Origin of the sequence: Marinifilum sp. D737 (assembly GCF_026672275.1) — a bacterium.
In the GTDB taxonomy this organism is placed as follows: Bacteria; Bacteroidota; Bacteroidia; order Bacteroidales; family Marinifilaceae; genus Marinifilum.
This window is the reverse complement of sequence record NZ_JANQCD010000008.1, coordinates 93,864-118,168: the sequence shown is the minus strand read 5'-3', so window position 1 is coordinate 118,168 and position 24,305 is coordinate 93,864. Positions and strand designations below refer to the sequence as shown.

Annotated in this window: 14 protein-coding genes and 1 riboswitch; of the genes, 7 read left to right on the top strand and 7 right to left on the bottom strand. The window is 37.0% G+C overall.

All coding sequences use genetic code 11. From position 1 onward, the window contains the following. Window positions 1–9 precede the first annotated feature (9 nt). The 3 genes from NQ163_RS07245 to NQ163_RS07235 all read right to left on the bottom strand — a co-directional run bounded on the left by NQ163_RS07245 (window position 10) and on the right by NQ163_RS07235 (window position 8,296). Window positions 10–3,342, bottom strand: a complete 3,333-nt coding sequence (locus NQ163_RS07245) for a SusC/RagA family TonB-linked outer membrane protein (protein WP_268189630.1) — start codon at window positions 3,340–3,342, stop codon at window positions 10–12. Window positions 3,343–3,436: 94 nt separating this feature from the next. Continuing rightward, on the bottom strand, window positions 3,437–6,139 hold the full coding sequence (locus NQ163_RS07240; RefSeq protein ID WP_268189629.1) for a zinc-dependent metalloprotease: 2,703 nt from the start codon (window positions 6,137–6,139) through the stop codon (window positions 3,437–3,439). A 225-nt stretch (window positions 6,140–6,364) separates the two neighbouring features. Further along, the gene (locus tag NQ163_RS07235; RefSeq protein WP_268189628.1) at window positions 6,365–8,296 is read right to left on the bottom strand and encodes a histidine kinase; all 1,932 of its coding nucleotides are present in this window, start codon (window positions 8,294–8,296) and stop codon (window positions 6,365–6,367) included. Window positions 8,297–8,634: 338 nt separating this feature from the next. Further along, a riboswitch (cobalamin riboswitch) is annotated at window positions 8,635–8,849 on the top strand. A 95-nt stretch (window positions 8,850–8,944) separates the two neighbouring features. Between NQ163_RS07235 and NQ163_RS07230 the strand changes: the two genes are divergently transcribed. Together NQ163_RS07230 and NQ163_RS07225 are read left to right on the top strand one after the other, a co-directional pair. Continuing rightward, window positions 8,945–11,200 carry a TonB-dependent receptor gene (locus NQ163_RS07230; RefSeq protein ID WP_268189627.1) on the top strand — a complete coding sequence of 752 codons (2,256 nt, stop codon included), beginning with the start codon at window positions 8,945–8,947 and terminating at the stop codon, window positions 11,198–11,200. Window positions 11,201–11,258: 58 nt separating this feature from the next. Further along, on the top strand, window positions 11,259–12,197 hold the full coding sequence (locus NQ163_RS07225) for a sirohydrochlorin cobaltochelatase (protein WP_268189626.1): 939 nt from the start codon (window positions 11,259–11,261) through the stop codon (window positions 12,195–12,197). A gap of 135 nt (window positions 12,198–12,332) precedes the next feature. On the opposite strand, the gene NQ163_RS07220 is transcribed toward NQ163_RS07225, so the two are convergent. The 3 genes from NQ163_RS07220 to NQ163_RS07210 form a co-directional block, all read right to left on the bottom strand. Then, complete coding sequence (locus tag NQ163_RS07220) at window positions 12,333–14,558, bottom strand: NADP-dependent isocitrate dehydrogenase (RefSeq protein ID WP_268189625.1); 2,226 nt, start codon at window positions 14,556–14,558, stop codon at window positions 12,333–12,335. Between the two features lie 240 nt (window positions 14,559–14,798). Further along, on the bottom strand, window positions 14,799–16,565 hold the full coding sequence (locus NQ163_RS07215) for a DNA polymerase III subunit gamma/tau (protein ID WP_268189624.1): 1,767 nt from the start codon (window positions 16,563–16,565) through the stop codon (window positions 14,799–14,801). Between the two features lie 457 nt (window positions 16,566–17,022). Next, window positions 17,023–19,218 carry a RelA/SpoT family protein gene (locus NQ163_RS07210; protein ID WP_268189623.1) on the bottom strand — a complete coding sequence of 732 codons (2,196 nt, stop codon included), beginning with the start codon at window positions 19,216–19,218 and terminating at the stop codon, window positions 17,023–17,025. Between the two features lie 300 nt (window positions 19,219–19,518). Between NQ163_RS07210 and NQ163_RS07205 the strand changes: the two genes are divergently transcribed. The 5 genes from NQ163_RS07205 to NQ163_RS07185 all read left to right on the top strand — a co-directional run bounded on the left by NQ163_RS07205 (window position 19,519) and on the right by NQ163_RS07185 (window position 23,908). Further along, complete coding sequence (locus tag NQ163_RS07205) at window positions 19,519–20,241, top strand: uroporphyrinogen-III synthase (RefSeq protein ID WP_268189622.1); 723 nt, start codon at window positions 19,519–19,521, stop codon at window positions 20,239–20,241. Between the two features lie 11 nt (window positions 20,242–20,252). Further along, window positions 20,253–21,545, top strand: a complete 1,293-nt coding sequence (gene hemL / locus NQ163_RS07200) for a glutamate-1-semialdehyde 2,1-aminomutase (RefSeq protein ID WP_268189621.1) — start codon at window positions 20,253–20,255, stop codon at window positions 21,543–21,545. A gap of 118 nt (window positions 21,546–21,663) precedes the next feature. Then, the gene (locus NQ163_RS07195) at window positions 21,664–22,605 is read left to right on the top strand and encodes a pyridoxal-phosphate dependent enzyme (RefSeq protein WP_268189619.1); all 942 of its coding nucleotides are present in this window, start codon (window positions 21,664–21,666) and stop codon (window positions 22,603–22,605) included. 2 nt (window positions 22,606–22,607) lie between these two features. Then, a complete protein-coding gene (locus NQ163_RS07190) occupies window positions 22,608–23,120 on the top strand; it encodes a hypothetical protein (RefSeq protein ID WP_268189618.1) in 513 nt (170 codons plus the stop codon). A 122-nt stretch (window positions 23,121–23,242) separates the two neighbouring features. Continuing rightward, complete coding sequence (locus tag NQ163_RS07185) at window positions 23,243–23,908, top strand: hypothetical protein (RefSeq protein WP_268189617.1); 666 nt, start codon at window positions 23,243–23,245, stop codon at window positions 23,906–23,908. 57 nt (window positions 23,909–23,965) lie between these two features. Here NQ163_RS07185 and NQ163_RS07180 read toward each other — a convergent pair whose 3' ends face one another. Continuing rightward, window positions 23,966–24,271 (bottom strand): hypothetical protein, encoded by a 306-nt coding sequence (locus NQ163_RS07180; RefSeq protein ID WP_268189616.1) that lies wholly within the window; start codon window positions 24,269–24,271, stop codon window positions 23,966–23,968. Window positions 24,272–24,305: the final 34 nt, after the last annotated feature.

The window sequence follows — 24,305 nt, the reverse complement described above, 5'->3', positions numbered from 1 at the left end:
TTCTCTCAATTAAAATGTAAGGTTAACACCAATGGTATAAGATTTTTGCTGTGGTTGAGCATAAATATTTCCAAAAGATTCAGGATCGAAATATCCATCATAACCATTAGAAATCACGAAAGGATTTCTGGCTTCAAAACTCAAACGAACACCAGACAAACCAAGATCTTGAAGCATATTCTTGTCCAGGGTATATCCCAAACGAATGCTACTAATTCTTAGGTAATTCACCTCTTTGTGCCAAATGTCTAAACTGTTGTAGAAATCAGGGCGCATATTGGTGTATAATTGCTCTTGCATCCAATACTGTCCATCAGCTGATGCTTTTGTCATTAAGTTTGGCAAGAATTTGTTGTCACCTCTTAATACATCCAAAAGAACTCTTGAAGCATTGTTTGATTTATCATATTGAGTCATGCTATAAGGAGGTCTTTCCATTACATTCATTCCCAAATTGAAGTTGGCCGAAACCGTAAGGTCAATGTTTTTGTATTTGAAAGTATTGATGATACCACCAGAGTATTTTGGATCTCTGCTACCTACATTCACAAGCAAGTCATTCAACTCTTCATTCGTCAATTTTGATCCTGCCAAATAGTTAGGATAGTAATCAGCCATTTGGTCATACAATGAGAAATACTCATCTGCCGATACAATATTGCCATCTTTTTTGAATTGAGGGTAACCATTTTCATCCAATCCTGCTGTTTTAATTACCCAAACTGAATTGGCTGAGTAACCTTCACGTGATGGAGTTGTAGAATTGATTTGTTGCTGCTCTTTTAATACTTTGTTTTCGTTGTGAGCAATGTTAAAGTTTGTATTCCACTCAAAATTGTCTGTTTTAATATTACGAGTAGAAATGCTTAATTCCCAACCTTTATTGGTCATTTCAGCCCAGTTTACCGACATCGAGTTGAATCCATTCTCCAAAGGAACAGCCTGCGATCCAATCAAATCAGTCCCCTTACGATGATAATAATCGAAGGACATGCGAACTGCATGGCGCAATACTGACAAATCGAAACCAACATTATAAGTTGAAGTTTTCTCCCATCTCAATTTGTCGTTAGGAAGCCCCATTACTGTAATTCCATTCTCACTGTTTCCTGGTAAGTTGGTCACTATAGTTGGAGTTCCAACAATATAAGGTGAGCTTTGCTTATCGATATTTCCTTGTAAACCATATGAAGATCTGAATTTTAACGCGCTCAACCAGTTCACATCTCTAAAGAAAGACTCTTCCTTGGCATTCCATGATCCACTTAATGCATACAAAGGCAAGTATCTGTATTTTGAATCTACTCCAAACAAGTCTGATCCATCAAAACGTACACTACCAAAGAAAGTATATTTTCTGTTGAAGGTATATGATGCAGTTCCAAAGAATGAAGCATACCTGTTCTTTCTGTAAGTTTTCGTAAACAATGGAAATGATTTCGCATCTTCTTCATCTCTATAAATTACGGGCTTAGACGTATTGTTCTTGCTATTCCAACCGTAAGCAGAAGTTGCCACCTGAGTAAATTTAGATTCTCTGATCTCACTACCTACCATCACATCAACTTCATGTAAATCGTTAAAAGTTTTCGAATACTGAAGAATGTTTTTCCAGTTGTAATAAGTACTCTCTGCATCCCAGTTTTTAATCATTCCACCTTCAGGCAAAAAGTAATTTTCATACTTATTATCTACAATATTACCATACCCACTCTTGTAACGAATTCTACGTACGAAATATGTCTCCTGCTCTGCTTCCTTGGTAGTGTTTGATTTGTCAACCTGGTATCCGAATTGAGATCTATAAGTTAAATTCGGATGGATTTTCCAGTTCACATTGAAGATAGAGTTTAGGTTGTTCCCTTTTAAAACATGTCTTGTGCCTTCTCTTTCTTCCAAAATATTATAGTCCAAATTAATTATTCGCCATGAACCTTTTTCGTTCTGGTTGTACACATAGTTCCCGTTTTCATCTCTTAATCTTAAATAAGGATTAGAAGAACGAATGTACTGAGATGGGTTGGTTAACATGCTACCCTCTGTTAAAAAGCTCTGGTTTCTTCTTTGGTTGGCAAACATGCTTACCCCAAAAGACAAGTTATCTGTTAATTTAAAATCAGTTTTTAAAGTAACATTGTAACGGTTCAGCGATGTACCTTTGGTTGTACCTTTCTCGGTGTGTGCTCCAGCAGAAAAATAGTAAGTAGCATTTTCACTACCTCCCGAGATGCTTAAAGAGTGATCCTGGTTCACTGCATTCTGATACAATTCATCTTCCAAATTAGGATCAATCGTTCTCAATTGATTAATTGCAGCTAAAGATTCTGCACTAATTGCATCGATACCACCAGCCTGGAAATTGGCCCAATCGTTATTTGCATTTAAAATTTGAGCTACCCCACCTTTACTGGCGTTATAGGTTAAATCTTTTCTTCCTGCCATTAACAATTCCAAATCCACTTTTTCATTGGAATTCATCAGGTTCAATTTGTCAAAATCAGGTTTAGAAATAAATGAAGTATTGCTGGTAAGCTGTACTCTCATTTTTCCCGCTTTTCCTTTTTTAGATGTGATTACAATTACACCATTGGCAGCACGCGCACCATAAATGGCAGTCGCAGCAGCATCTTTCAATACGGTAATGTCTTGAATGTCCTGAGGATTTAAGCCTGCAATTGAAGAATTGTACAATTGATCGATATTGTCTTTGTCGTTAAAATCAGGTACATCATTTCCTTCCAATGGAATACCATCCAATACCCAAAGAGGATCTTGAGTACCATTTAATGAAGCTGTACCACGAATACGAATTTTAGCAGGAGCACCAGGAGCACCACTTTGAACAACACTGGTAACACCAGCCAACTGACCCGACAACATTTGATCAACATTGGCAACACCAGCCTGACGGATGTTATCAGCATTTACCTTAACAACCGCTGAAGTTACTTTTCGTTTTTCAATTTTTTGGTAACCTGTAACGATAACCTCTCCCAATTCACTGGTTGATTCACCCAATTTAATGGTAACGAAAGATTTCCCTTTAATGTCTACCACTTGAGTTTCGAAACCCAAAAAGCTACATGAAATGGTATTTAATTGTTTAGGAACTTCAAGGCTAAAATTTCCATCGAAATCTGTAATGGTTCCCAAGCTAATGTTTTCAATAATTCCCTTCATTCCAGTTTCAGCACCAATTGTTGCCTTGTCGATATAAACCGAAGCACCAATCAGAACATCGCCATCACTCTCAGAAAGCACCTTTCCCTTAATCAGCTTCATCTCCTGTGCCCAAACAAATGCAGGCAGTAAGATCAAAAGCAAGGTTAACATTCTTCTCATAAACTTTTGTTTTTTATTGGTTATAAATTAATGGTTATTTTATACGAAAAAACAGGTAAGGAGAAGGTAAACTCTCCCAACCTGCACTAACTAATTATAGATGTATATTAAGCGCTTCTTCAATTCGAAGAAGTAAATCTTGATAATGAAACTTGGTAGCTTCATCATGAATTGTTGTTCTATTTCTAAGCAGATCCCGGATTCTCATCAGCTCTCCTCGTTTCACCGATACCACATCAGATACCCTGTTGCTCGTGGCATAGAAAATATTTCTGTCGGCATACTTGCTTTCCATATCCTCTACTTCACTGCCCGTATCAAACATCTCCTTACTTTTCACAGCATAATCGCAAAGCATTGGCATGCGATTGTGATGCCCGCAACCACAATGATTGTGATGATCATGAAGTGATTTCTTGGTAGTCTTTACCATGGTTTTGTTGTGGGTAATGATTAAGTTGTCCACAAAGTTTTTCTGCATCTGACGTGTAAAGACATCCAGCTTTTGGCGTTTAATGGTTTTGGCAAAAACACCATTGTGCAGATCTCTCATCATTTCGGTTACCGTGTAAGCTTTTTTACCATTCATTGCTTCGTTTTGCAACATTCTTTGCAAACGCTCATCCTTAAGAATTGAAAAGAAAAGCTGAGAATTTAAATCTCTGAAAAGCGTTGTTGGTGCATATTCAATGTCTCCGATAACCGATTCGCGAATTGGATATGTTTTTTTGTAGATCTCAGCATTGGTAATCCATTCAGGATTCTTCACCACTTCTTCAATGATGTACTGAACGGCATCCTTTTGCTTGGCTTTTTCAACATGAGTATATGCTGCTTTGCTCTCACCATAAACAGGCTGATCCAAATAGATACCACCAATATTTGCAATTACATGATTGGCATAGGTAAACCATTGTCCGATAACTCCCATCATCATCTTACCAGCCTTTTCGTAGCTTACACCTTCTTCGTAGGTCCATTTTTCCACTTCAGGAACAATTCGCTTCAAATTTTTCAATCCATAACGACTTGCTTTCATCGAGTTGTCACCCAAGTCTTCACTTTGTGCCGAAGGGTCAATTGTATTCTTTCCTGATTGCTGAGGTCCGTAATGATACAATGGATCATTTTCATGTTTGCGGATCATATTGCCCAATACCTGCAACTCGTCCCAAGGTGTATTCTTATGGATCCAACGGTATGCCCATGCAATGGCATATTTATCGTACACCCCAATTTGTGGGGTGATGTTTTTTACACCATCATTTGGTTGAGCCACGTAATTGAAACGTGCATAATCCATAATAGATGGTGCGGTTCCTCCCATTCTTTGGGTAAAAGATTTCGATCTTAATGAATCCACCGGGAAAGCATAGGATGCTCCCATATTGTGCATCAATCCTAGTGTGTGACCAATCTCGTGAGAAGAAACAAAACGGATGGCATGAGCCATGTGTTCATCTGTAAATTTGTTATCTCTTGCTTTTGGATCAATACTTCCTGTTTGAATTCTAATCCATGAATGTAGAGCGGTCATTACATTGTGCCACCAAATTACATCTGCTTCAATAATTTCTCCCGAACGCGGGTCTACAACAGAAGGTCCCATAGCATTCGCCTGGCTTGATGCTGCATAGGTAATCATTGAAAAACGAACATCATCACCATCAAAATCAGGATCATCCACAGGTGCATTCTTTGCGATAATGGCATTCTTGAAACCTGCTTGTTCGAAAGCTGCCTGCCAATCTGTAATTCCATCTTTAATGGCTTGTCTCCATTGTGGTGGAGTTGATGGATCGATATAGTATACAATTGGCTTTTTAGGTTCTACCAATTCACCAGCCAAATACTTTTCAACATCCTCTTTTTTAGGCTCCAGTCTCCAACGGTTTACAAATTCACGATTCTCAACTGCCTGCTGTGAATCCTTATAGTAGAAATGCTTGGTAGTAAAATAACCGATTCTTCTGTCTGCAAAACGAGGTTTCATTGGTTTTTCAGCCAATAGTACAATATTGGAAGTCACCTCAATCGAAACAGTAATCCCTTCCGCCTTGGTGGTCAAAAGTGATTTCATGATTACATTCTCAGGAAAACTTTTTGCTGCACTAATTTTAGACAATGACTTAACTGCACTACCAGGCATTCCCAATACTCCAAATAAATCGTTCAAACTCTTTTCCGATCCATCAAATACCTTGTTTACTTTAAAAACATAGGATGTAGAATCTTTTCCAATACAAGCCAATTCGAAAGCTTCTCTAACCGAAGGAATGTAATTGTCTTTTACCGATTGGGTAATTGCATCCCCTTCTTTTCCTTCGTAATAAGGATGGTAAGTTTTCACCCAGATTTTCTCTTCCAGGGTATCTGCTTCAAAGCGAATCAAAAGGTTTTGGTAGTTGATCCCCTTGTTCATTCCCAATTCGTTCACCTGAGAAGGAACCTTTGAAATCTTATTCACCAAAAGGAAATCGCGTCCCATTAATGAATCAGCAATTTCGAAATAGTAATCTTTCTTTACACGGTGGATGTTAATGACACCCTTTTTTGTGTCGGCATCCGAAGTAATTACTTCTCCAAAAGCCTTTAAATCTGATTTAGATTTACTGCTCGTGGTTGAATCCACTTTTGTTTCTTTTTTCTTCTTTTTCCAAAAATTAAAGATTCCTTCTTCAGGAGAAATCGATTGGATCTCTGATGCTAAAGAATTAGCATGCATGCCCCCCAGAATGCAAGCTATTATCATCAGCTTCCCAATCGACTTAGTAGGTGTAATTGTATTTAAATTCATTTATAATGATTTGTTTCAAAGAGATCAATCAAATCTTGATGATCTCCTCATATTTGTTGTTTCGCATTCATTATTGCTGCAGCATTATCAGCTCCAAGCAAGAATTCGGAACAAAAGTGAATTATTTCGAACTCACAAGGAAAAAGAAAGGAGTGAATCCGAAATATTGGGGAGTGAAAGACAAAAAAAATGGTATGAATGGATTGCAGGCAATAAAGTGCTTTGCTAAAACAAAGGCAAGATTGCAATAAAATGTTCCTTCTCAATGCCGTAATACGGCTTTCTATCGCCCAGGAAAGAATACAAAGCATCAAGATTCTTCAATCCTGTTCCCGGAGAATGATTTAAATCGGTACGTGGCTGATAAGGATTTTCAACCACCAAACAATTGTCATCAGTAACCTTTATTCGTATCCTAAGTGGTTTATCGCTGGTAATAACATTGTGTTTTATGGCATTCTCAACCAAGGACTGAATACTTACAGATGGCAGTTTGCATTGCATTGCCTCCTCGGGGATATCATATTCCAGGATAAGGTTTTCGCCAAAACGGATTTTTTGTAAAAAAACGTATTGCTTTATAAAATCCATTTCCTGTTGCAACTGAATCAAATTACTGTTGTTACTGTCGAGCAGATATCGATATACCTTTGACAAATTCACAATGAACTTACGAGCCAATTTAGGCTCTCCATCTACCAAAGCATAGAGTGAGTTTAAGGAATTGAACAGGAAATGAGGATTAATTTGATTTTTGATATTCTTTAACTGAGCCTTAACCTTCTCCTCTTCTTCCTCTTGAGCCTTCTTCCTCAACTGTAGGGTTTCACTGATATCTACCTTAAAACTGGCAACACCAACAACTTTACCATCGGCATCCGAAATGGCATTGAATATTTGCTGGTAATCTATTCCGTGTCGCTGGTATTCCACTAAAAAGTGTTCTCCACCTAAAGCCCGGTCAAGATACATTTTCATTTTGATGCGAAAATCTCCATGGTACGCATCCAAAATACTCTTCCCTTCCTTAATGACTTCATTTTCAAATCTCAGCACCTCTTCTTTATGCACGCTATTAAAACTAGTATACTTGTAATCGTGACCTACTGAAAAAATCATAATTTGATCGGTACTCTCCATAATAGAGGAAAGTTTGCTTACCTCATTCAAATGGCGCTTTTCTGCTCTTCTTCTTTTGGTTGACTCGTAAAGCCAACGGCGCTGAGAAAAATAGAGGAAAACCATAAGCAAAAGAGCCAGAACCAATCCAATCAGAAATACCAAATTGCGCATTTCAATTACCGATTCCTTCACGTTAAACAAAGGAACACTAACCGTTATCAGCCAATAATCATCGCCATTTGCAATTCGAATGGGTTTATATACCCTCATTACAGGAAGGTTTAAATATTCTGATATTACTTCCTTCTGTTGCTTTTCTCCCGAACGCAAAGCCAGGTGCATAACACTGGAATCCTGATGATTTGCTACCTGCTTTCCAATCAGATTTTCATCAGGGTGTGTAATACAAATGCCATTTTTCGAAATGATACTAACATATGCTCTTCTTAGCGATTTATTATCATAGAACACCTGCTGAAACTTTCTCAGATCTATATCAAAACCTATGATTCCGTGAATATGTGAATTTACAATTACCGGTGTTAAAATGCTGATGAGTTCCTTACCATGATCGTTTTTGTATGGCTGAGTTAAAACCGTACCTTTTAAATTTTTCAGCTGATCCCAAAGTATTTTTTCATGAATAGGAGAAGTAGATTTTACCAGAATAGAATCAGCAGATTTTTCCAAAACAATTCCGCTTACCTTATCTTTCTCGTCAACTCTAATAAACCAACGAGCAGATATTTCTGAACTTTCAATTAAATCTGATTGTAGTATCTCTTTAATCAAAGGGATCTCCTGACCATAAGCAAATTCTTCCACTGCATCGGTAAAAAGTTCAGCTTGCCTGCAACTTTTTTCAATTTCAGTTTCAACAATTAGCAAACTATTATTCGCCTTTGCCAAAGCCAAGTCTACACTCATCTTTCGAGTGGATTGAGTCATTTTTTCACCAATAAAATAGGCAGTTATTGCAAAAGCAACAACAATAATGGAACCAACCCAAATGATAGATTTGTTACGAAAATTCATTTACCCCAGATAATTTAAAACACAAAACTTATTAACTCACCAATGATTACAGACAGAAAATCATGTCCATCACGAAGAAATCGAATACAAAAGTAATGTTTAAAATGAATTTTGATAAATATTATAAATGAGATCATTAAGCGGATTCCAAATTAGTTAGATAACATATGATCATATCAAACCAATCATTTCCCATCAATTTACCTCACAATTATGAGATTTAGAAAAAGATTGATTAACAAAAGTTTATTGTATCAATGTTTTTTTGTCAACTCCAGACATGTTGATTAACATGCGACAAAAACAAGTTCCTAGATTTTATTATCAATAAAAAAGAATACATTTGCGAAGCTTTTGGTGCTCTGTTTGCATTCAGCAAAAAGAGTTAAAAGGGAATCCGGTGTAAATCCGGAACAGTACCCGCTACTGTAAATCCCGTTAATATCCATGGATATTAATTCGTTCTCAACAGTCAAAATCCACTGTCCTATAGGGATGGGAAGGAGTTGAGAATCGGGAAAGTCAGGAAACCTGCCAGGAGATATTGTTTAATTATTGCTTCCGGGAAAAGAAGTTAATGATGATTTGGTATATTTTCTGATTTCATTCACCTCACATATTCCAGGAATGCATTAGTATGTTTTTACTATGCATAAGATTTTTTGTATGTTGTTAATGCAGGTAGTATTTTTTTCTGCATTCTCACAAAATTTTAGCCTTAGTGGCAAGGTGTACAACAAAAACACCAGGGAGGGAATTGATTTTGCTTACGTTTACCTCGACAGTTTAAATACAGCAAGTACACAAAATGGTGGACAGTATACCTTAAGCAAGCTAACAAAAGGCAAGTATCATCTTTGTGTTTCGGTTCTTGGATACGAGAAGTTCTGCCAGGAAATTGATTTAAAGGCTTCCAAAAAGTTCGATATTGGACTACAGCCAAAATCTTTTACCATTTCCCCTATCGTTGTTACGGGCACAGGTACGCATTACAAGATTGATAATGTACCAGTTCAAACCGAAATCATTACCAAAAAGGACATAGCTGACATTTCCGGCAGAAATGTAGAAGAAATCATATCGGGCATCTCCTCTTCCATTGATTATACAACCAGCTCTATGGGTTCCAATATCAAAATTAATGGTTTGGGCAAAGACTATGTATTGATCCTTTTGAATGGCAAAAGATTAACTGGCGGTGTTGGTGGATATGCTGATTTAAACAGAATCAACTCAGCAGACATTGAGCAAATAGAAGTAGTAAAAGGAGCTTCCTCTACCCTATACGGATCCGATGCCATAGCCGGAGTAATCAATATCATCACCAAAAAAGTAAAAGGAAAACGATCTGCAAGCAGTAGTTCCCGCCTGGGTGCTTACGGAGATTTTAAACAGCTGAACTCTTTCACTTTTAGTGAAGGGAAACTATCTGGCAAAACTACTTTCAACTACAAACAAAAAGCAGGTTACCAATTGAATTCCATGAAATTTAATAACAAGTGGGAATCCAATCACGATTTACCATTTTTGGTTCATACCTACTACAAACCTGTAAATAAAAGTAAAGCTTATACCATTAGCCAGTTTTTAGAGTATGAGGTAAACCAAAAGTTAAGTTTAAATATGGATTTGTCCTGGTACGAAAAAATACTGTATTTTCCATTCAAGGCGCAAATGCACAATTACTATTACAATAACAGGGCGGTTTCACTTGCTGGCATCTACAAATTGAAAAAAAATAATCTACTGAGTTTCAATTTTGATGTAAACAACTACTTGTACTACACGGAATATCCCTACAAATACAACGAAAGCTATATTACCAGTACCGATGTAATTAAGAAGACCTATTATCCGGGTGATCGATTTAAAAATTCGGATGTAGTAAACGTAATTTCGCAGGTAAAAGGAGTTTTTAACATCAACGACAAGAACAAACTAAGCTTTGGAACTGAGCTTAGAGGCGAATACCTTGAAGCGGAATACAGGTTAACCACACCTAAAGTTAATGCCTACACTTACTCCTTGTATGTTCAGGATGAAATGAAGCTAAGTAAAAAATTAGATTTGGTTGCAGGTCTTAGAACCTTGTATCACGATAAAACCGGATTTTCGGCAACGCCAAAACTAAGCATGATGTACAAAGAATCTAAATTCACCCATAGATTTACCTACTCTAATGGCTTTAAAAGTCCTACTTTAAAAGAATTGTACTATTACTACGAAAGCAACCGCATGGGCATGTATCGCCTATATCTTGGTAATGAAGACTTGAAAGCTCAGAAATCACATTACTTTTCATTATCAAGTGAATTTAAGGCCAACAAGTTTAAAACGGGCCTAAATATATACCTGAATAGAATCTACGACAAAATTGATTATAAAATCATTCCAACAACATATGATCATTCACGAAGAGGGATTGAGGAAACCAAAAAAAGATACAATATAGACGATGCAAGAACCATTGGTGCTGATTGGCACTTTAGTTTTCCTGTATTTTCTCAACTATTATTCAATGGTAGTTACAGCTATGTAAATGCAAAGAACCTAAGTCAGGATATCAGGTTAAATGGCATATCAGAACATAGCGCCACCTGGAAATTATCTTGGACAGAAAGATGGAATAAGAAGAAACTAAACATCAATCTATCTGGCGTTTACAAATCAGATCGTTTCTATTTAGAAGAAGATTTGGAGAGAAGCTATGCAGATGCATACCAAGTTTGGAAACTCTCTTCGAACCTAAGCATTAACAAATTGGAGAACTACAAAATTTGGATCACTGCAGGAATCGACAACCTGTTCGATTATGTAGATGACAGACCATATGGTTCACATTACGGAACCTTAAATCCGGGAAGAACACTCTTTGTAGGGTTGAATGTAAACTTTAGCAAATAAGCTAAAATCCCTTTGGGGATTTATCAATAAAATCAAATTAACAAAAACACAAGGCAAAATGAATTTAATCAAAAAATCAGCTATCGCTTTATGCGCATTAGCAATGGTATTCACTGCATGTAGTGATGACGACAATGATGACAAGAACACTTTAGGTGACAAAGAAGGTATCCTATTGGTAACTTTTGGATCTTCATTCCCAGACCCACAAGAGACATTCAAGAACATCGATGATGCTGCTAAAAAACGATTTGCCGGTGAAACCATTAAATGGGGTTACACCTCCGACATCATTATCAACAAATTGCGTCAGGGAAATGGAGAAGGTTCTTTAAAAGGACAAATTATCGACAATGACACGCCACAGGAAGCTTTGGAAATCATGGTAAAAGATGGTTTTTCTAAATTCGAAGTACAATCTTTACATGTTATTCCTGGTGAAGAATTTGATGAATTAAAAGAAGCAATCCATGCCTTCAAAGAAAAATACGAAGGAGTAAGCGTGAAAATTGGTCGCCCTTTATTGGATAGCGATGCTGACATTAAAGCTGTTGCTGATATTTTAGCTGTAAAATTCTCTGAGGAATTAAAAGATGGTCCTGTATTGTTAATGGGACACGGTACTCCACATGCTGCAGATGCTCAATACTTAAAACTTCAGAGCGAGCTACAAAAACTAAATCCTAACTTTTTTGTAGGTACTGTAGAAGGGATTGGTTTCGATGCAGGAACAACTTCAATAGGCGGTATTCTTGCCGAATTGGATAAACTTTCTCCAAAAGCTACCAAAGTTACCATTACTCCATTAATGTCTATTGCTGGTGATCATGCAAATAACGATATGAATGGTAACACTGGTGAAACTGATCCTGCAGAACAATCGTGGAAAGAAAGATTGGAAGGAAAAGGTTATACGGTTCATACTGTAATGAAAGGTTTAGGCGATTACAACGAGATCAACAAAATCTGGATGGATCACCTTGAAGATGCTGAGTAAACTACTATCATCATTATATTTCATTTAAAATTAATGGCAGAAATTTATTTTCTGCCTTTTTTCTTTTCTAAAATGTCACTTATGAAAAAAGGCCTTCCGTTTGGAAGGCCTTTCTATATGATTTATCTAATGTGATTAGATAGCGTCTACAATTGAATTCAATGTAGCTGATGGACGCATTGCTTCGAAAGCCTTTTCATCGTTTGGCATAAAATAACCACCTATGTTCATTGCTGAACCTTGAGCGTCATTCAATTCCTTAACGATTTTCTCTTCGTTAGCTTGCATTTCAGCAGCAACTTTAGCGAATTTCTCTTTCAATTCAGCATCTTTATCTTGAGCAGCTAATGCTTCAGCCCAATACATTGCCAAGTAGAAGTGAGAACCACGAGTATCCAATTCGTTTACCTTACGTGATGGTGATTTTCTTTCATCAAGGAATTTAGTTACACCAGCATCTAAAGTATCAGCAAATAGCTGAGCTTGCTCATTATTGAAATTGTTAGCGATGTGCTCGAAAGATACACCTAATGCTAAGAATTCACCAAGTGAATCCCAACGCAAGTGACCTTCTTTTTCGAACTGTTGTACGTGCTTAGGAGCTGATCCACCTGCACCAGTTTCGAATAAACCACCACCATTCATCAATGGAACGATAGATAACATCTTAGAAGAAGTACCTAGCTCAAGAATTGGGAACAAGTCAGTTAAGTAGTCACGCAATACGTTACCAGTTACTGAAATGGTATCTTCACCTCTGCGGATTCTTTCCAATGAGAATTCGATAGCTTCAACAGGAGCCAAAATACGGATATCTAATCCAGTAGTATCATGATCTTTCAAGTAAGAGTTTACCTTAGTGATCAACTGAGCATCGTGAGCACGGTTTTCATCCAACCAGAAAATTGCTGGAGAACCAGTTGCTTTAGCTCTGTTTACAGCCAATTTAACCCAATCCTGAATTGGAGCATCTTTCACCTGACACATTCTGAAGATATCGCCAGTTTCAACAGCTTGTTCCATATAAACAGTTCCGTCGAAATCTACAACGCGAATTGTACCTTCACCTTGTGCGTAGAAAGTTTTATCATGTGATCCGTATTCTTCTGCTTTTTTAGCCATCAAACCAACGTTTGATACAGATCCCATAGTAGTTACATCGTAAGCTCCGTTTTTCTTACAATCATCGAAGCAAACCTGGAACATTTTAGCGTAAGATCTATCTGGAATCAAAGCAACACAATCCTGAAGCTCTCCCGCTGGGTTCCACATTTTACCACCATCACGAACAACAACTGGCATCGATGCATCGATAATTACGTTGTTTGGTACGTGTAGGTTGGTAATTCCATTATCTGAATCAACCATAGCCATATCCGGACGAGTTTTGTACACTTCCATGATATCAGCTTCGATTTCTGCTTTCTTGTCTGCTGGTAATTTTTCAATTTTAGCATAAAGATCACCCAAACCATTGTTGAAGTTCACTCCTAATTCCTTAATTGTATCAGCGTGCTTGGCAATAGCTTCTTCGTAGAATACTTCTACTGCATGCTTAAACATTTCAGGATCAGAAATCTTCATCATAGTTGCTTTAAGGTGTAAAGACCAAAGTAGTCCTTCTTCTTTAGCAGCTTCAATTTCCTTTTTGTAGAAAGCACGTAAAGCCTTCACATTCATTACTGAAGTATCAATAACTTCACCAGCTAACAATTCTTGCTTTTCTTTTAATACTGTTGCAGCACCTGCATTGTCAACAAACTCGATACGTACATTGGTGTCTTTCTCTAGAGTTACTGATTTTTCAGAACCATAGAAATCCTTTTCAGTCATGTGAGCCACGTGAGATTTAGAATCTGCCGACCATGCTCCCATTCTGTGTGGATTCTTTTGAGCGAACTTCTTAACAGAAGCAGCAGAACGACGATCTGAGTTACCTTCACGTAACACAGGGTTTACTGCACTACCCAATACTTTTGCGAATCGTGCTTGAAGTTCTTTCTCTTCAGCAGTATTTGCTTCCTCAGGATAGTTAGGAATGTTATACCCTTTTTCCTGTAATTCTGCAATTGCAGCTTGCAACTGTGGAATTGAAGCACTAATGTTAGGCAACTTAATAATGTTAGCCTCTGGAGTTAATGATAGTTTTCCTAACTCTGCCAAATAATCAGGAATTCTCTGATCTTCGGTCAAATTCTCAGGAAAATTAGCAATAATTCTACCTGCTAAAGAAATGTCTTTAGTTTCAATTTCAATGCCTGAAGTTTTAGTAAAGGCTTTGATAATAGGCAACAGTGAATATGTTGCCAAGGCTGGAGCTTCATCAATCTTGGTATAGATTATCTTTGCTGTCTGTGCCATGTTGGTTGTTGTTTTGTGTGTTTTAATTAAAATAGTCTGTTTAACTCTTTTTCGTAAGAATTAAGCACAATTCAAACTCTTGGTAAACATAGATATTTTTTTTAATTCCCAATTTAAAAGCGCTTATTTTTTAACGATTTTTTTCTTTAATTATAAGTAACTATAAATAAGGCCCATGAATAAAATCAAGGGCCTTATTTAGACTAAATGTCATATGCTTTATAACCTATTTATGCTTTTCTACTCAAAATCGAGGGAGAATTTCTGTTTCAACACTGCCAAAGCGGGATTTTTCTTGCACAAATAATTGAATCTGTCGGTATCTGTAAACACCCTTTTGGTTTTTGTAGTTGCAGATTTTACTGTCTCCACCGATATTGAATTGTTATTATATATTCTTCTGAAATAATTTTGCAATTCCATCAATACACTATTGATATCGTCTTCCTGAAGTGGGTTGCTCACCTTTAAAACAATTTTATTATCGGTAAGCTCAGGCTGGTTTACTGTTAGTGCCAACCTTACACGTTCACTTTTATTTTTGATTTTGGCAAACTCCTTTAGCTGCATAAAAACACCAGCTTTGTTGTACTCAGCATTCAAATAAGCACCTGTTATATCAGATACTTCCGTTTTATTCTCGCTGTTGGGTTTGCTAACGATTTGTGGTCTTTGAATACCAGATTTCAGTGCTTGCTTAATCGATACCGTAGAAGTATATGTATTTCTGGCTACTCCTGTATCAATACTTGCCTTGTATTCGGCTTTGGAAGGATTGCCATTGTTCTGTATAGTGGTTGATACCTTGCCTACACTTTTCGGTACATTTTGAGCAGGAGCAAGAGTTCTCCCATCAATCGCAATCCTCAATAATTTCTTGGAATTCTTTTTTAAACTAGCTCCTTTTTTTTTTGATTCAATTATCTGGGACAATTGAATTAAACTTAGCTCGATTAATAAACGTGGATTCTGACTGGATTTGTAACTGACATCGCATTGGTTTAGTATGGCGAGAGCCTCATACAAGAAATCTACCGGGCATTTCTTTGCCTGATCGACATATTTCTGTTTCACACTCTCACTCACTTCCAGTAATTGTATGGTAGCTGCATCTTTTCCAACTAGGACATCACGAATGTGAGCACTTAATCCTCCAATAAAGTGATGACCATCGAAACCTTTCTCAAAAATCTCATTAAGCATTACCAATACATTAGTAACCTTTCCTTCCAATGCAGCATCCACAATTCGGAAGTAATAATCGTAATCCAGTACATTTAAATTCTGAATTACATTTTCGAATGTGATTTCCTTCCCTGAAAAACTCACAATCTGATCAAAAATAGAAAGAGCGTCACGCATTGCGCCATCGGCTTTCTGACCAATTACATTTAAAGCTTCTTCATCGATATTTACAGATTCTTTCCCGGCAATATTCTTAAGATGCTTCACCGCATCTTCCACTTTAATGCGATTAAAATCGAAAATCTGACAACGCGATAAAATTGTAGGTAAAATCTTATGCTTTTCGGTGGTTGCCAATACAAAAATTGCATGAGCCGGAGGTTCTTCCAATGTTTTCAGGAAGGCATTAAATGCCGATGCAGATAACATGTGAACCTCATCAATAATATATATGCTATAACTTCCGATTTGAGGTGGTATTCTTACCTGGTCAATTAAGGTACGAATGTCATCAACCGAGTTATTCGAAGCAGCATCCAATTCGTGAATGTTGTATGAGCGGTTTTCATTAAACGCCTTACAGGATTCACACTCATTACAAGCTTCAAAATCAGAAGTAATATTCGAACAGTTTATGGTTTTAGCAAAAATACGTGCACAAGAGGTTTTACCTACACCTCTGGGACCACAAAACAGGTAGGCATGTGCCAAATGACTGTTCTTAATCGCATTCTTTAAGGTAACGGTAATAGACTCCTGCCCTACAACTGTTGAGAATGTTGAGGGACGATATTTTCGAGCTGAAACAATAAAATTTTCCATATATATAATAGGACCAATAAACGGTCGTTTTTCTTTTTTCGAACTTCAAATATACAGAATCAATAGCAATAAAACATCACTTATTGATGAAGATTTTTGAAGCAATTTCACATCGCTTTTGTTAGTCCCGAACACACAATATTTTAGCAATTATCGAGGAGTGATCACTGATCGCTGTTTAAATGATTTTCCATGCTTCGGTTTCGCCGATGCTGTCAGCTCTTGGGTTGGCTGAATTTGTGATAAATATCTTTAATCTGCGAAAGCGATTGTTAACATGCAAGCTACAAATATTACGGTGCGCTGCACCTTGTTTCCCGGCCGTCAAGAGTCAGTAGCTAGATTTTTCAGTGAGGGGGTGACTGATTTACAGCTTCGATATTAGTCAACCCCTGACTTGCCTTTGTGCTTTCATTTTTTTCCAGCAACTGATAACTGATAACTGATAACTGATAAATTATGCCACCGTATCGTAACGCGAAACACGATGTACACCTTTAATTCTCCGAAGTTTCACCATTAATGTATTCAAGTGCTCAATGTTCGATACAACAACAGTAAGGTTTCCTTCGAAACTTCCTGCATTGGTTTCAACAGAAATGGATCTCATCTGCACGCGCAAATCTTTCGTAATTACCTCTGAAATATTGGTAACCATTCCCAATTCATCATCACCTGTAATGTGAAGTACTGCCTGGTATGAAGCTGCTCCTTTTTCTGTCCAATTGGCTTTCACCACACGATAAGGATACCTGCTCATCATCTCTTTGGCATTGGAACATCCCACCCTGTGAATTCGAATTCCTTTTCCGATGGTAATAAAACCAAAAATATCATCTCCAAAAATTGGATTACAACATTTTGAAAGGGTATAATCTACATTAGCAATATTCTGATCTACAATCAATACATCTTCACCAGTTGTTTGAGTCGTTCTTGATTTGTAGTCAGGCATCTCTTCAGGTGCCTTTTCCTCCACAACTTCTTCTCTGGTCAATATCTCCTTGATTTCTGACAAATCATGTAGTTCTGTTGCAATACCATAATACAAATCAACGGCAAGTTTGTACTTGTATTCTGTCATTAACTTGCGGATATTCTCATCGCAGAAATCAATTTTCCAGTTCTTCATTCTTCGCTTTAAGGTTTCCTTGCCCAGATCGGCCTCCTTGAGCATTTCCTCTTTCATCGATTGGCGAATCTTGTTCTTTGCCTTTGTGGTAACAACAAAATTTAACCAATCAGACTTTGGTTTTTGTGTATTGGAAGTTGTAATAGCAACCTGATCTCCATTTTTTAGCTCTTGACGAATGGAAACGTTTCTTTGGTTTACTGTACCTCCAATACATTTCCCACCTAAATCAGAGTGAATGGAATAAGCAAAATCCAATAAAGTTGCGCCTAAAGGCAATTGCTTTAAATCCCCTTTTGGCGTAAATACATATATCTCTTTGTTGTATAAATCAGCTTTAAATTTGTCAATCAAGTCAATTGAATCACTTTCCTGACTCTCCAATACCTCGCGAATATCCTGCAACCAATTGTCTAATCCACCTTCGCCTTTACCACCTTTGTATTTCCAGTGAGCAGCGAAACCTTGCTCGGCAATTTTATTCATTCGTTTGGAACGAATTTGAACTTCAACCCATCTATTATTTTGCCCCAAAACAGTGGTATGCAATGATTCATAACCATTCGATTTCGGAATGGTAATCCAATCGCGCAAACGCTCAGGATTTGGTCTATACAAATCACTAACCGCAGAGTACACTTTCCAACATTCTGATTTTTCTTTCTTAGGAGAAGCTTTTAAAATAATACGAATGGCAAAAATATCATACACTTCTTCGAACTCCACCTGCTTCTTTTTCATCTTATGCAGAATGGAAGCAATGGTCTTGGTTCTGGCCTTAATCTTATACTTTACACCTAACTGATCAAGCTCTTTTTTTATCGGATCCACAAAATCTTGAATAAACTTTTCTCGTTCTTCTTCCGAATCCTTTAGTTTTTGAACAATTTCGAAATAAATATCAGGCTGAAGGTAACGCAAAGCCAAATCTTCCATATCCGACTTCACATTGTACATACCTAAACGGTGAGCCAATGGAATGTATAAGAACTCTATTTCTTTTGCCACGGAAGTTTGTTCTTCCTTTGATTTATGGTCCATATTTCGCAAATGGAACAATCGATCCGCTAAAATGATTAGAACCACTCGAACATCATCGGCGAAACTAAGCAAGAGTTTTCTAAAATTCTCGGTATGTTGGGTCAGGTTTTGATTATAGATATTTGTCACCTTAACCAATCCAGTGATAATATGGGTTACCTTTTCTCCAAATAGCTCTTTAATCTCATCAATATCAACTTGTTCTTTTTGAACAAGGTCATATAGCAAGGCACAGATAACAGAAGTACGTCCAAGCCCAAGTTCTTCAACTACAATTTGGGCCACAGACAATGATCGGTAGATAGCCGGATCGCCATTACTTCTTCTCTCACCTTCGTGATCTTGTAAACTTAAATCAAATGCTTTTCTTACCAGCTTGATATCCGCTCTGGTAACGATGTTTTTACAGGTCTTAAGTAAGCGTTTGTATCTTAATAATATTTGCCTTCTTTCTTCTTCTTCCCTATTTAATTCTGTCATAATTGTCTCACTTAATCAAGAGATTTACTCATATCGGCACGTAACGTAAAATGTTTTTAAGTCCTGCTTCTATATTTTATGAAATATTTATTTCCATTGCTTTTTTAAAGCTCAATAAAAGTATAAAAGCTATTAAAAACAGACAAGAAGATTAATACTTTTTAACGTATTTAAATGCTAAAAGAATTTACGAAAAAATAATGACATGGCAGGTCTCAACTCATTATCAATTCATTGCTAATTTCTTGCCAATTGAGTATAAAAAACTGCTCGGATTTCTTAAATTTGTTAGCTCAGCAAATGAATAAACAGCTAATGGACACTGGTAAATTAAAGCACATCCTCTTTACCCGAAAACTTACCGAGAATCATTATGAGTTCGGAAAAGGAATAGGACTATCATTACAAGATTATCCTTTCATTGATATTGAGTTAAGTGATTTACCTAAGGAAACGATAGAGAATCTTAAAACAAATGAGAATGCTTCCTGGATATTTACCAGTAAGAATTCCGTGAAGAGTTTGCTAAAATCATTCCCTGATATTTCGAATTATTCGAACCGAAAATGTTTCGCTGTTGGTGAAAAAACTGCGGAAGAACTGCGAAAACTCAATTTTGAAGTAGTTGTTCCCGAGCATCACAATGCACTCTCATTAGTTGACAGACTAGAGCAGGAATCTTCAGGAATTCCGTATTACTATTTCTCTGGAAATATGCGCAGGAAAACAATCACCAACTTTTTTAATGAAAATGAAATCAAGTATCAGGAAATTGAATGCTATATTACCCATTTAATTCAGCCTGACTTGAAAATCGATCAGTTTGATGCGATTTGTTTCTGCAGTCCAAGTGCAGTGCATAGTTTCTTCTCAAAATATCAAATCAGAGAAGACATTCCATGTATTGCCATTGGAAATACCACTGCTGTTAAACTGTTAGATTACACCGAAAACGTGGCCATGTCGGAAAGGACAAACATTTATTCGATGCTTGAAATTTGTAATGAATATTTAAATTCTTAAAACCATACACTATGTATCAATACAAAAGAAGTTCCGAACTATTCGATGAAGCGAACAAATACATTCCCGGAGGTGTAAATTCTCCGGTAAGAGCTTTTAAATCGGTTGGAGGAACTCCTGTTTTTATCGAAAAAGCAAAAGGTAGCATTTTAACAGATGCCGATGGCAATGAGTATATCGATTATATCTCATCATGGGGACCAATGATCTTAGGTCATGCTTACCCAAAGGTGATTGATGCAATTAAAGCAAAAGTTGAAGATTCAACCTCATTTGGTGCCCCAACTGAATTGGAAATCCATATCGCCAAGTTAATTGTTGAAATGGTTCCTAATATCGATAAGATAAGAATGGTAAACTCGGGAACTGAGGCATGTATGAGTGCCATTCGTGTTGCCAGAGGTTATACTGGCCGTAACAAATTCATCAAGTTCGAAGGATGTTATCACGGCCATGCGGATTCTTTCCTAATTAAAGCAGGTAGTGGTGCCAGTACTTTTGGAGTACCAAATTCTCCGGGTGTAACTCCGGGAACTGCTAACGATACCCTAACGGCAAAGTACAACGATATCGATAATGTAAGACAGTTGGTTGCTGAAAATAAAGATGAAATTGCGGCAATTATTATCGAGCCTATTGCGGGTAACATGGGATGTGTTCTTCCTAAAAAAGGGTTTTTGGAAGATTTGAGAGAACTTTGCGACAAGGAAGGAATTTTATTGATCTTCGATGAGGTAATGAATGGTTTCCGTTTGGCAAAAGGTGGTGCTCAGGAATATTTAGGTATTAAAGCTGATTTGGTTACTTTCGGTAAAGTAATTGGTGGTGGTATGCCTGTTGGGGCTTATGCCGGTCCTGATGAAATCATGAAAGTTGTTTCTCCTCTTGGACCTGTATACCAAGCTGGAACACTATCAGGAAATCCTATTGCCATGATTGCTGGTTACACACTACTTAAAGAGTTGAACGAGAATCCTCAGTACTTTACTGAACTGGAAGATAAAACTGAATACCTGCACAAAGGTTTGGATAAAGTATTTGCAGAATCAGAATTCGATTACAAGATTAACCGTTGCGGATCGATGATTAGCGTATTCTTTACCGATGTTGATGTGGTAGATTTTGATACGGCTGCTACAGCTAATAATGAGAAATTCCCTCAGTTCTTCCACGAAATGTTGAAAAGAGGCATTTACCTTCCTCCTTCATCATTCGAAAGTTATTTCTTATCAAATTCTCTTACTTACGAGATGTTAGACAAAACAATTCAGGCAGCTAAAGAATCTTTAGAGGCTATGAAATAAAATATTTTGAGGGTCTCACTTCAAGTGAGGCTCTCAATAAATTTTACTCTTTATTTGGTACATCTGATTAAACTCGGAACCCAAAAAAGAATCTTAACTAAGCAAATACCTCAGCAAAATGATGATCACCAAACAGAACTTACTCGAAACTCACAAGAGAATAAAAGATTACATCCACCGAACCCCTATCCTAAGCTCACAACTAATAAACGAAATGGTAGGAGCTGAACTGTTCTTTAAGTGTGAAAACTTTCAGAAAATGGGCGCATTTAAAATGCGTGGTGCCAGCAATGCCATTCTCCAACTATCCAAAACCGAGAAAGAGTTTGGTGTAGCAACTCACTCGTCGGGAAATTTTGCACAAGCTTTGGCACTGGCTGCAAAACTACAGGGCATTAAGGCTTACATTGTAATGCCATCGAGCGCGCCGGAAATAAAAAAAGCTGCAGTAAAAGGTTATGGTGGTGAAGTTATTGAATGTGAACCAAACTTAGAGGCTCGCGAAAGCACACTAAACGAGGTGGTAAACAAAACCGGAGCTATTTTTCTTCATCCTTACAATGATTATCATGTAATTCAAGGGCAAGGAACTGCTGCCATGGAGTTAATTGAAGAGCATGCCGATTTGGATTGCATTTTTGCTCCTGTTGGAGGTGGTGGTTTATTGGCAGGAACTGCTTTGGCTGCACATCATTTCTCTCCAAGTACAAAAATAATTGCCGGTGAGCCTATGGGTGCCGATGATGCCTGGCAATCATTTCAAAAAGGAGAAATTGTTCCTCAAACCAATCCCAATACGATTGCCGATGGTTTGTTAACATCTCTTGGCGACAAAACTTTTCCTATCATCAAAGAACATGTTGAAGACATTATCAGAGTAGAAGAAGATGAAATTGTTTCGGCTATGCGATTGATTTGGGAGCGAATGAAGATTGTTGTAGAACCCTCAAGTGCCGTCGCTCTTGCTGCGCTCTTCAAAGAGAAAGAAAAGTATCAAAATCAGAAGATCGGTATCATCATTTCGGGTGGCAATGTTCAACTGGACAAATTGCCATTTTAAGAATGAATATGGATTTACAGAAACTCTTAGATCCTTTTCCCATAAAAAAGGAAGCTGAGTTGGTGGCACGAAGCATTGCAGAGGACCCTAAGCATGTTCAACAATTGTGGGAATGGTGTATCAGCAATGAGAAGCATTCCTGGCGTGCCAGCTGGTTAATGGATAAGGTTTATGATATTGATCCCAACTTGGTTCGTCCATACATTCCCAAAATGATAGCTTTAATTCCAACATTGGAAAATGAAAGCAAACAAAGGCAATATCTAAAATTAATTAGTTGCGAACCGATTCCAAAAGATGTATCAGGGGAATTTATCAACCGATGTTTCGATTTACTGATTAATGCTACAACAGCAGTTGCAATTAAGGTGCATGCCATGCAAATTCTTTACAACTTCTCTATCATAGAGCCCGATATTAAAAATGAACTTGCTCTTATTCTGGAAGAACAAATGGAACATGGAACAGCAGGATTTTGTGCCAGGGCAAGGAAACTATTAAGAGTATTAAGATAAAGCATAACCTCCCCCTTAAATCGATTTTAAAATTAACTTAAAAATTACCTTTTGGAATTTCATTTATCAATAAAAACATTTAACTTGCAATTTTATCTTTAGAACCAATAAGCTACAAGCAAATGAAGTTAAATGATAAAGATTTCATTACTGAAGAAGAAAAGGAAATTCTCCGAAAAGATGCAATAGATAAAGAGTTTAAAAGATTAACAAAACATCTTAGAACCAAGAGTAGAATCATTAGCTTTTATCGAATTGCTCTAATTACCACACTTATCGGTTTCTCGATATTGTATTACAATATTCGATTTCAAAATGAAGAATCAAAACAGTTATCATTGAATAAAAAGGATACCATCCAAACTGACACAATGGTTCAAACAGAAACAACGGATACAAAAGTTGCTAAGCCATCCATCTATTTCACTGTATTTTTTTTAAACGAAAGCAAGCATGCTTTGGCACAATTTAAGTCGAAACAAAATGCATTGAAGTTTTGTGAGGTGATGAGCAAAATGAACTTGCCTGCTACCATTATTGTTAGCGAAACAACCAAAAGAACAAAAAACAAGCTTCAGTCGCATAGTTACCCTTACAAATACACCGTTCAGTTGGGAGCCTACAATCAAGATTTTTTGGAATCATTCAAAGATCATTTTATTTGGTTGAGCTATCAACAGCAAGATGAGTATCACAAATACAGAATTGGACCTTTCTATGGATATTCAAAGAGTAAACAGTTTACGGGCGCAATCAACTTACAAGACAATTACATACTAGCCTTTTAATTTTAAAGCATGCAAAACACCTCAATTCCCAAAGGAAGATTAAAAATTTATTTTTATCTAACCCCATATCTCTTTTAAGCAATTCCCACAAGTATGTGAAAAGCCTCCATGTGTACTTCCATTAAAGTCACCAAACTTAGTAAATGACAATTCGTTTTCAATTATATCAGTAAATGCAGGCTCATTAGGAAGTTTTACATCCTCAATTGATTCAAAATGGCAATCCTGCTTAAAATAGAGCTGCATGGATACATCAACAAGCTGAGAAAACCATAAAATATAACTTTCAAACATCATATTTCTCGCATGAATATCTTCATGGGCAAGCATTTCAGTATTCATAAGGGCATTGTTTGTATCCATAAAACTCACTTAATTGACCAAACTTATTGTACAG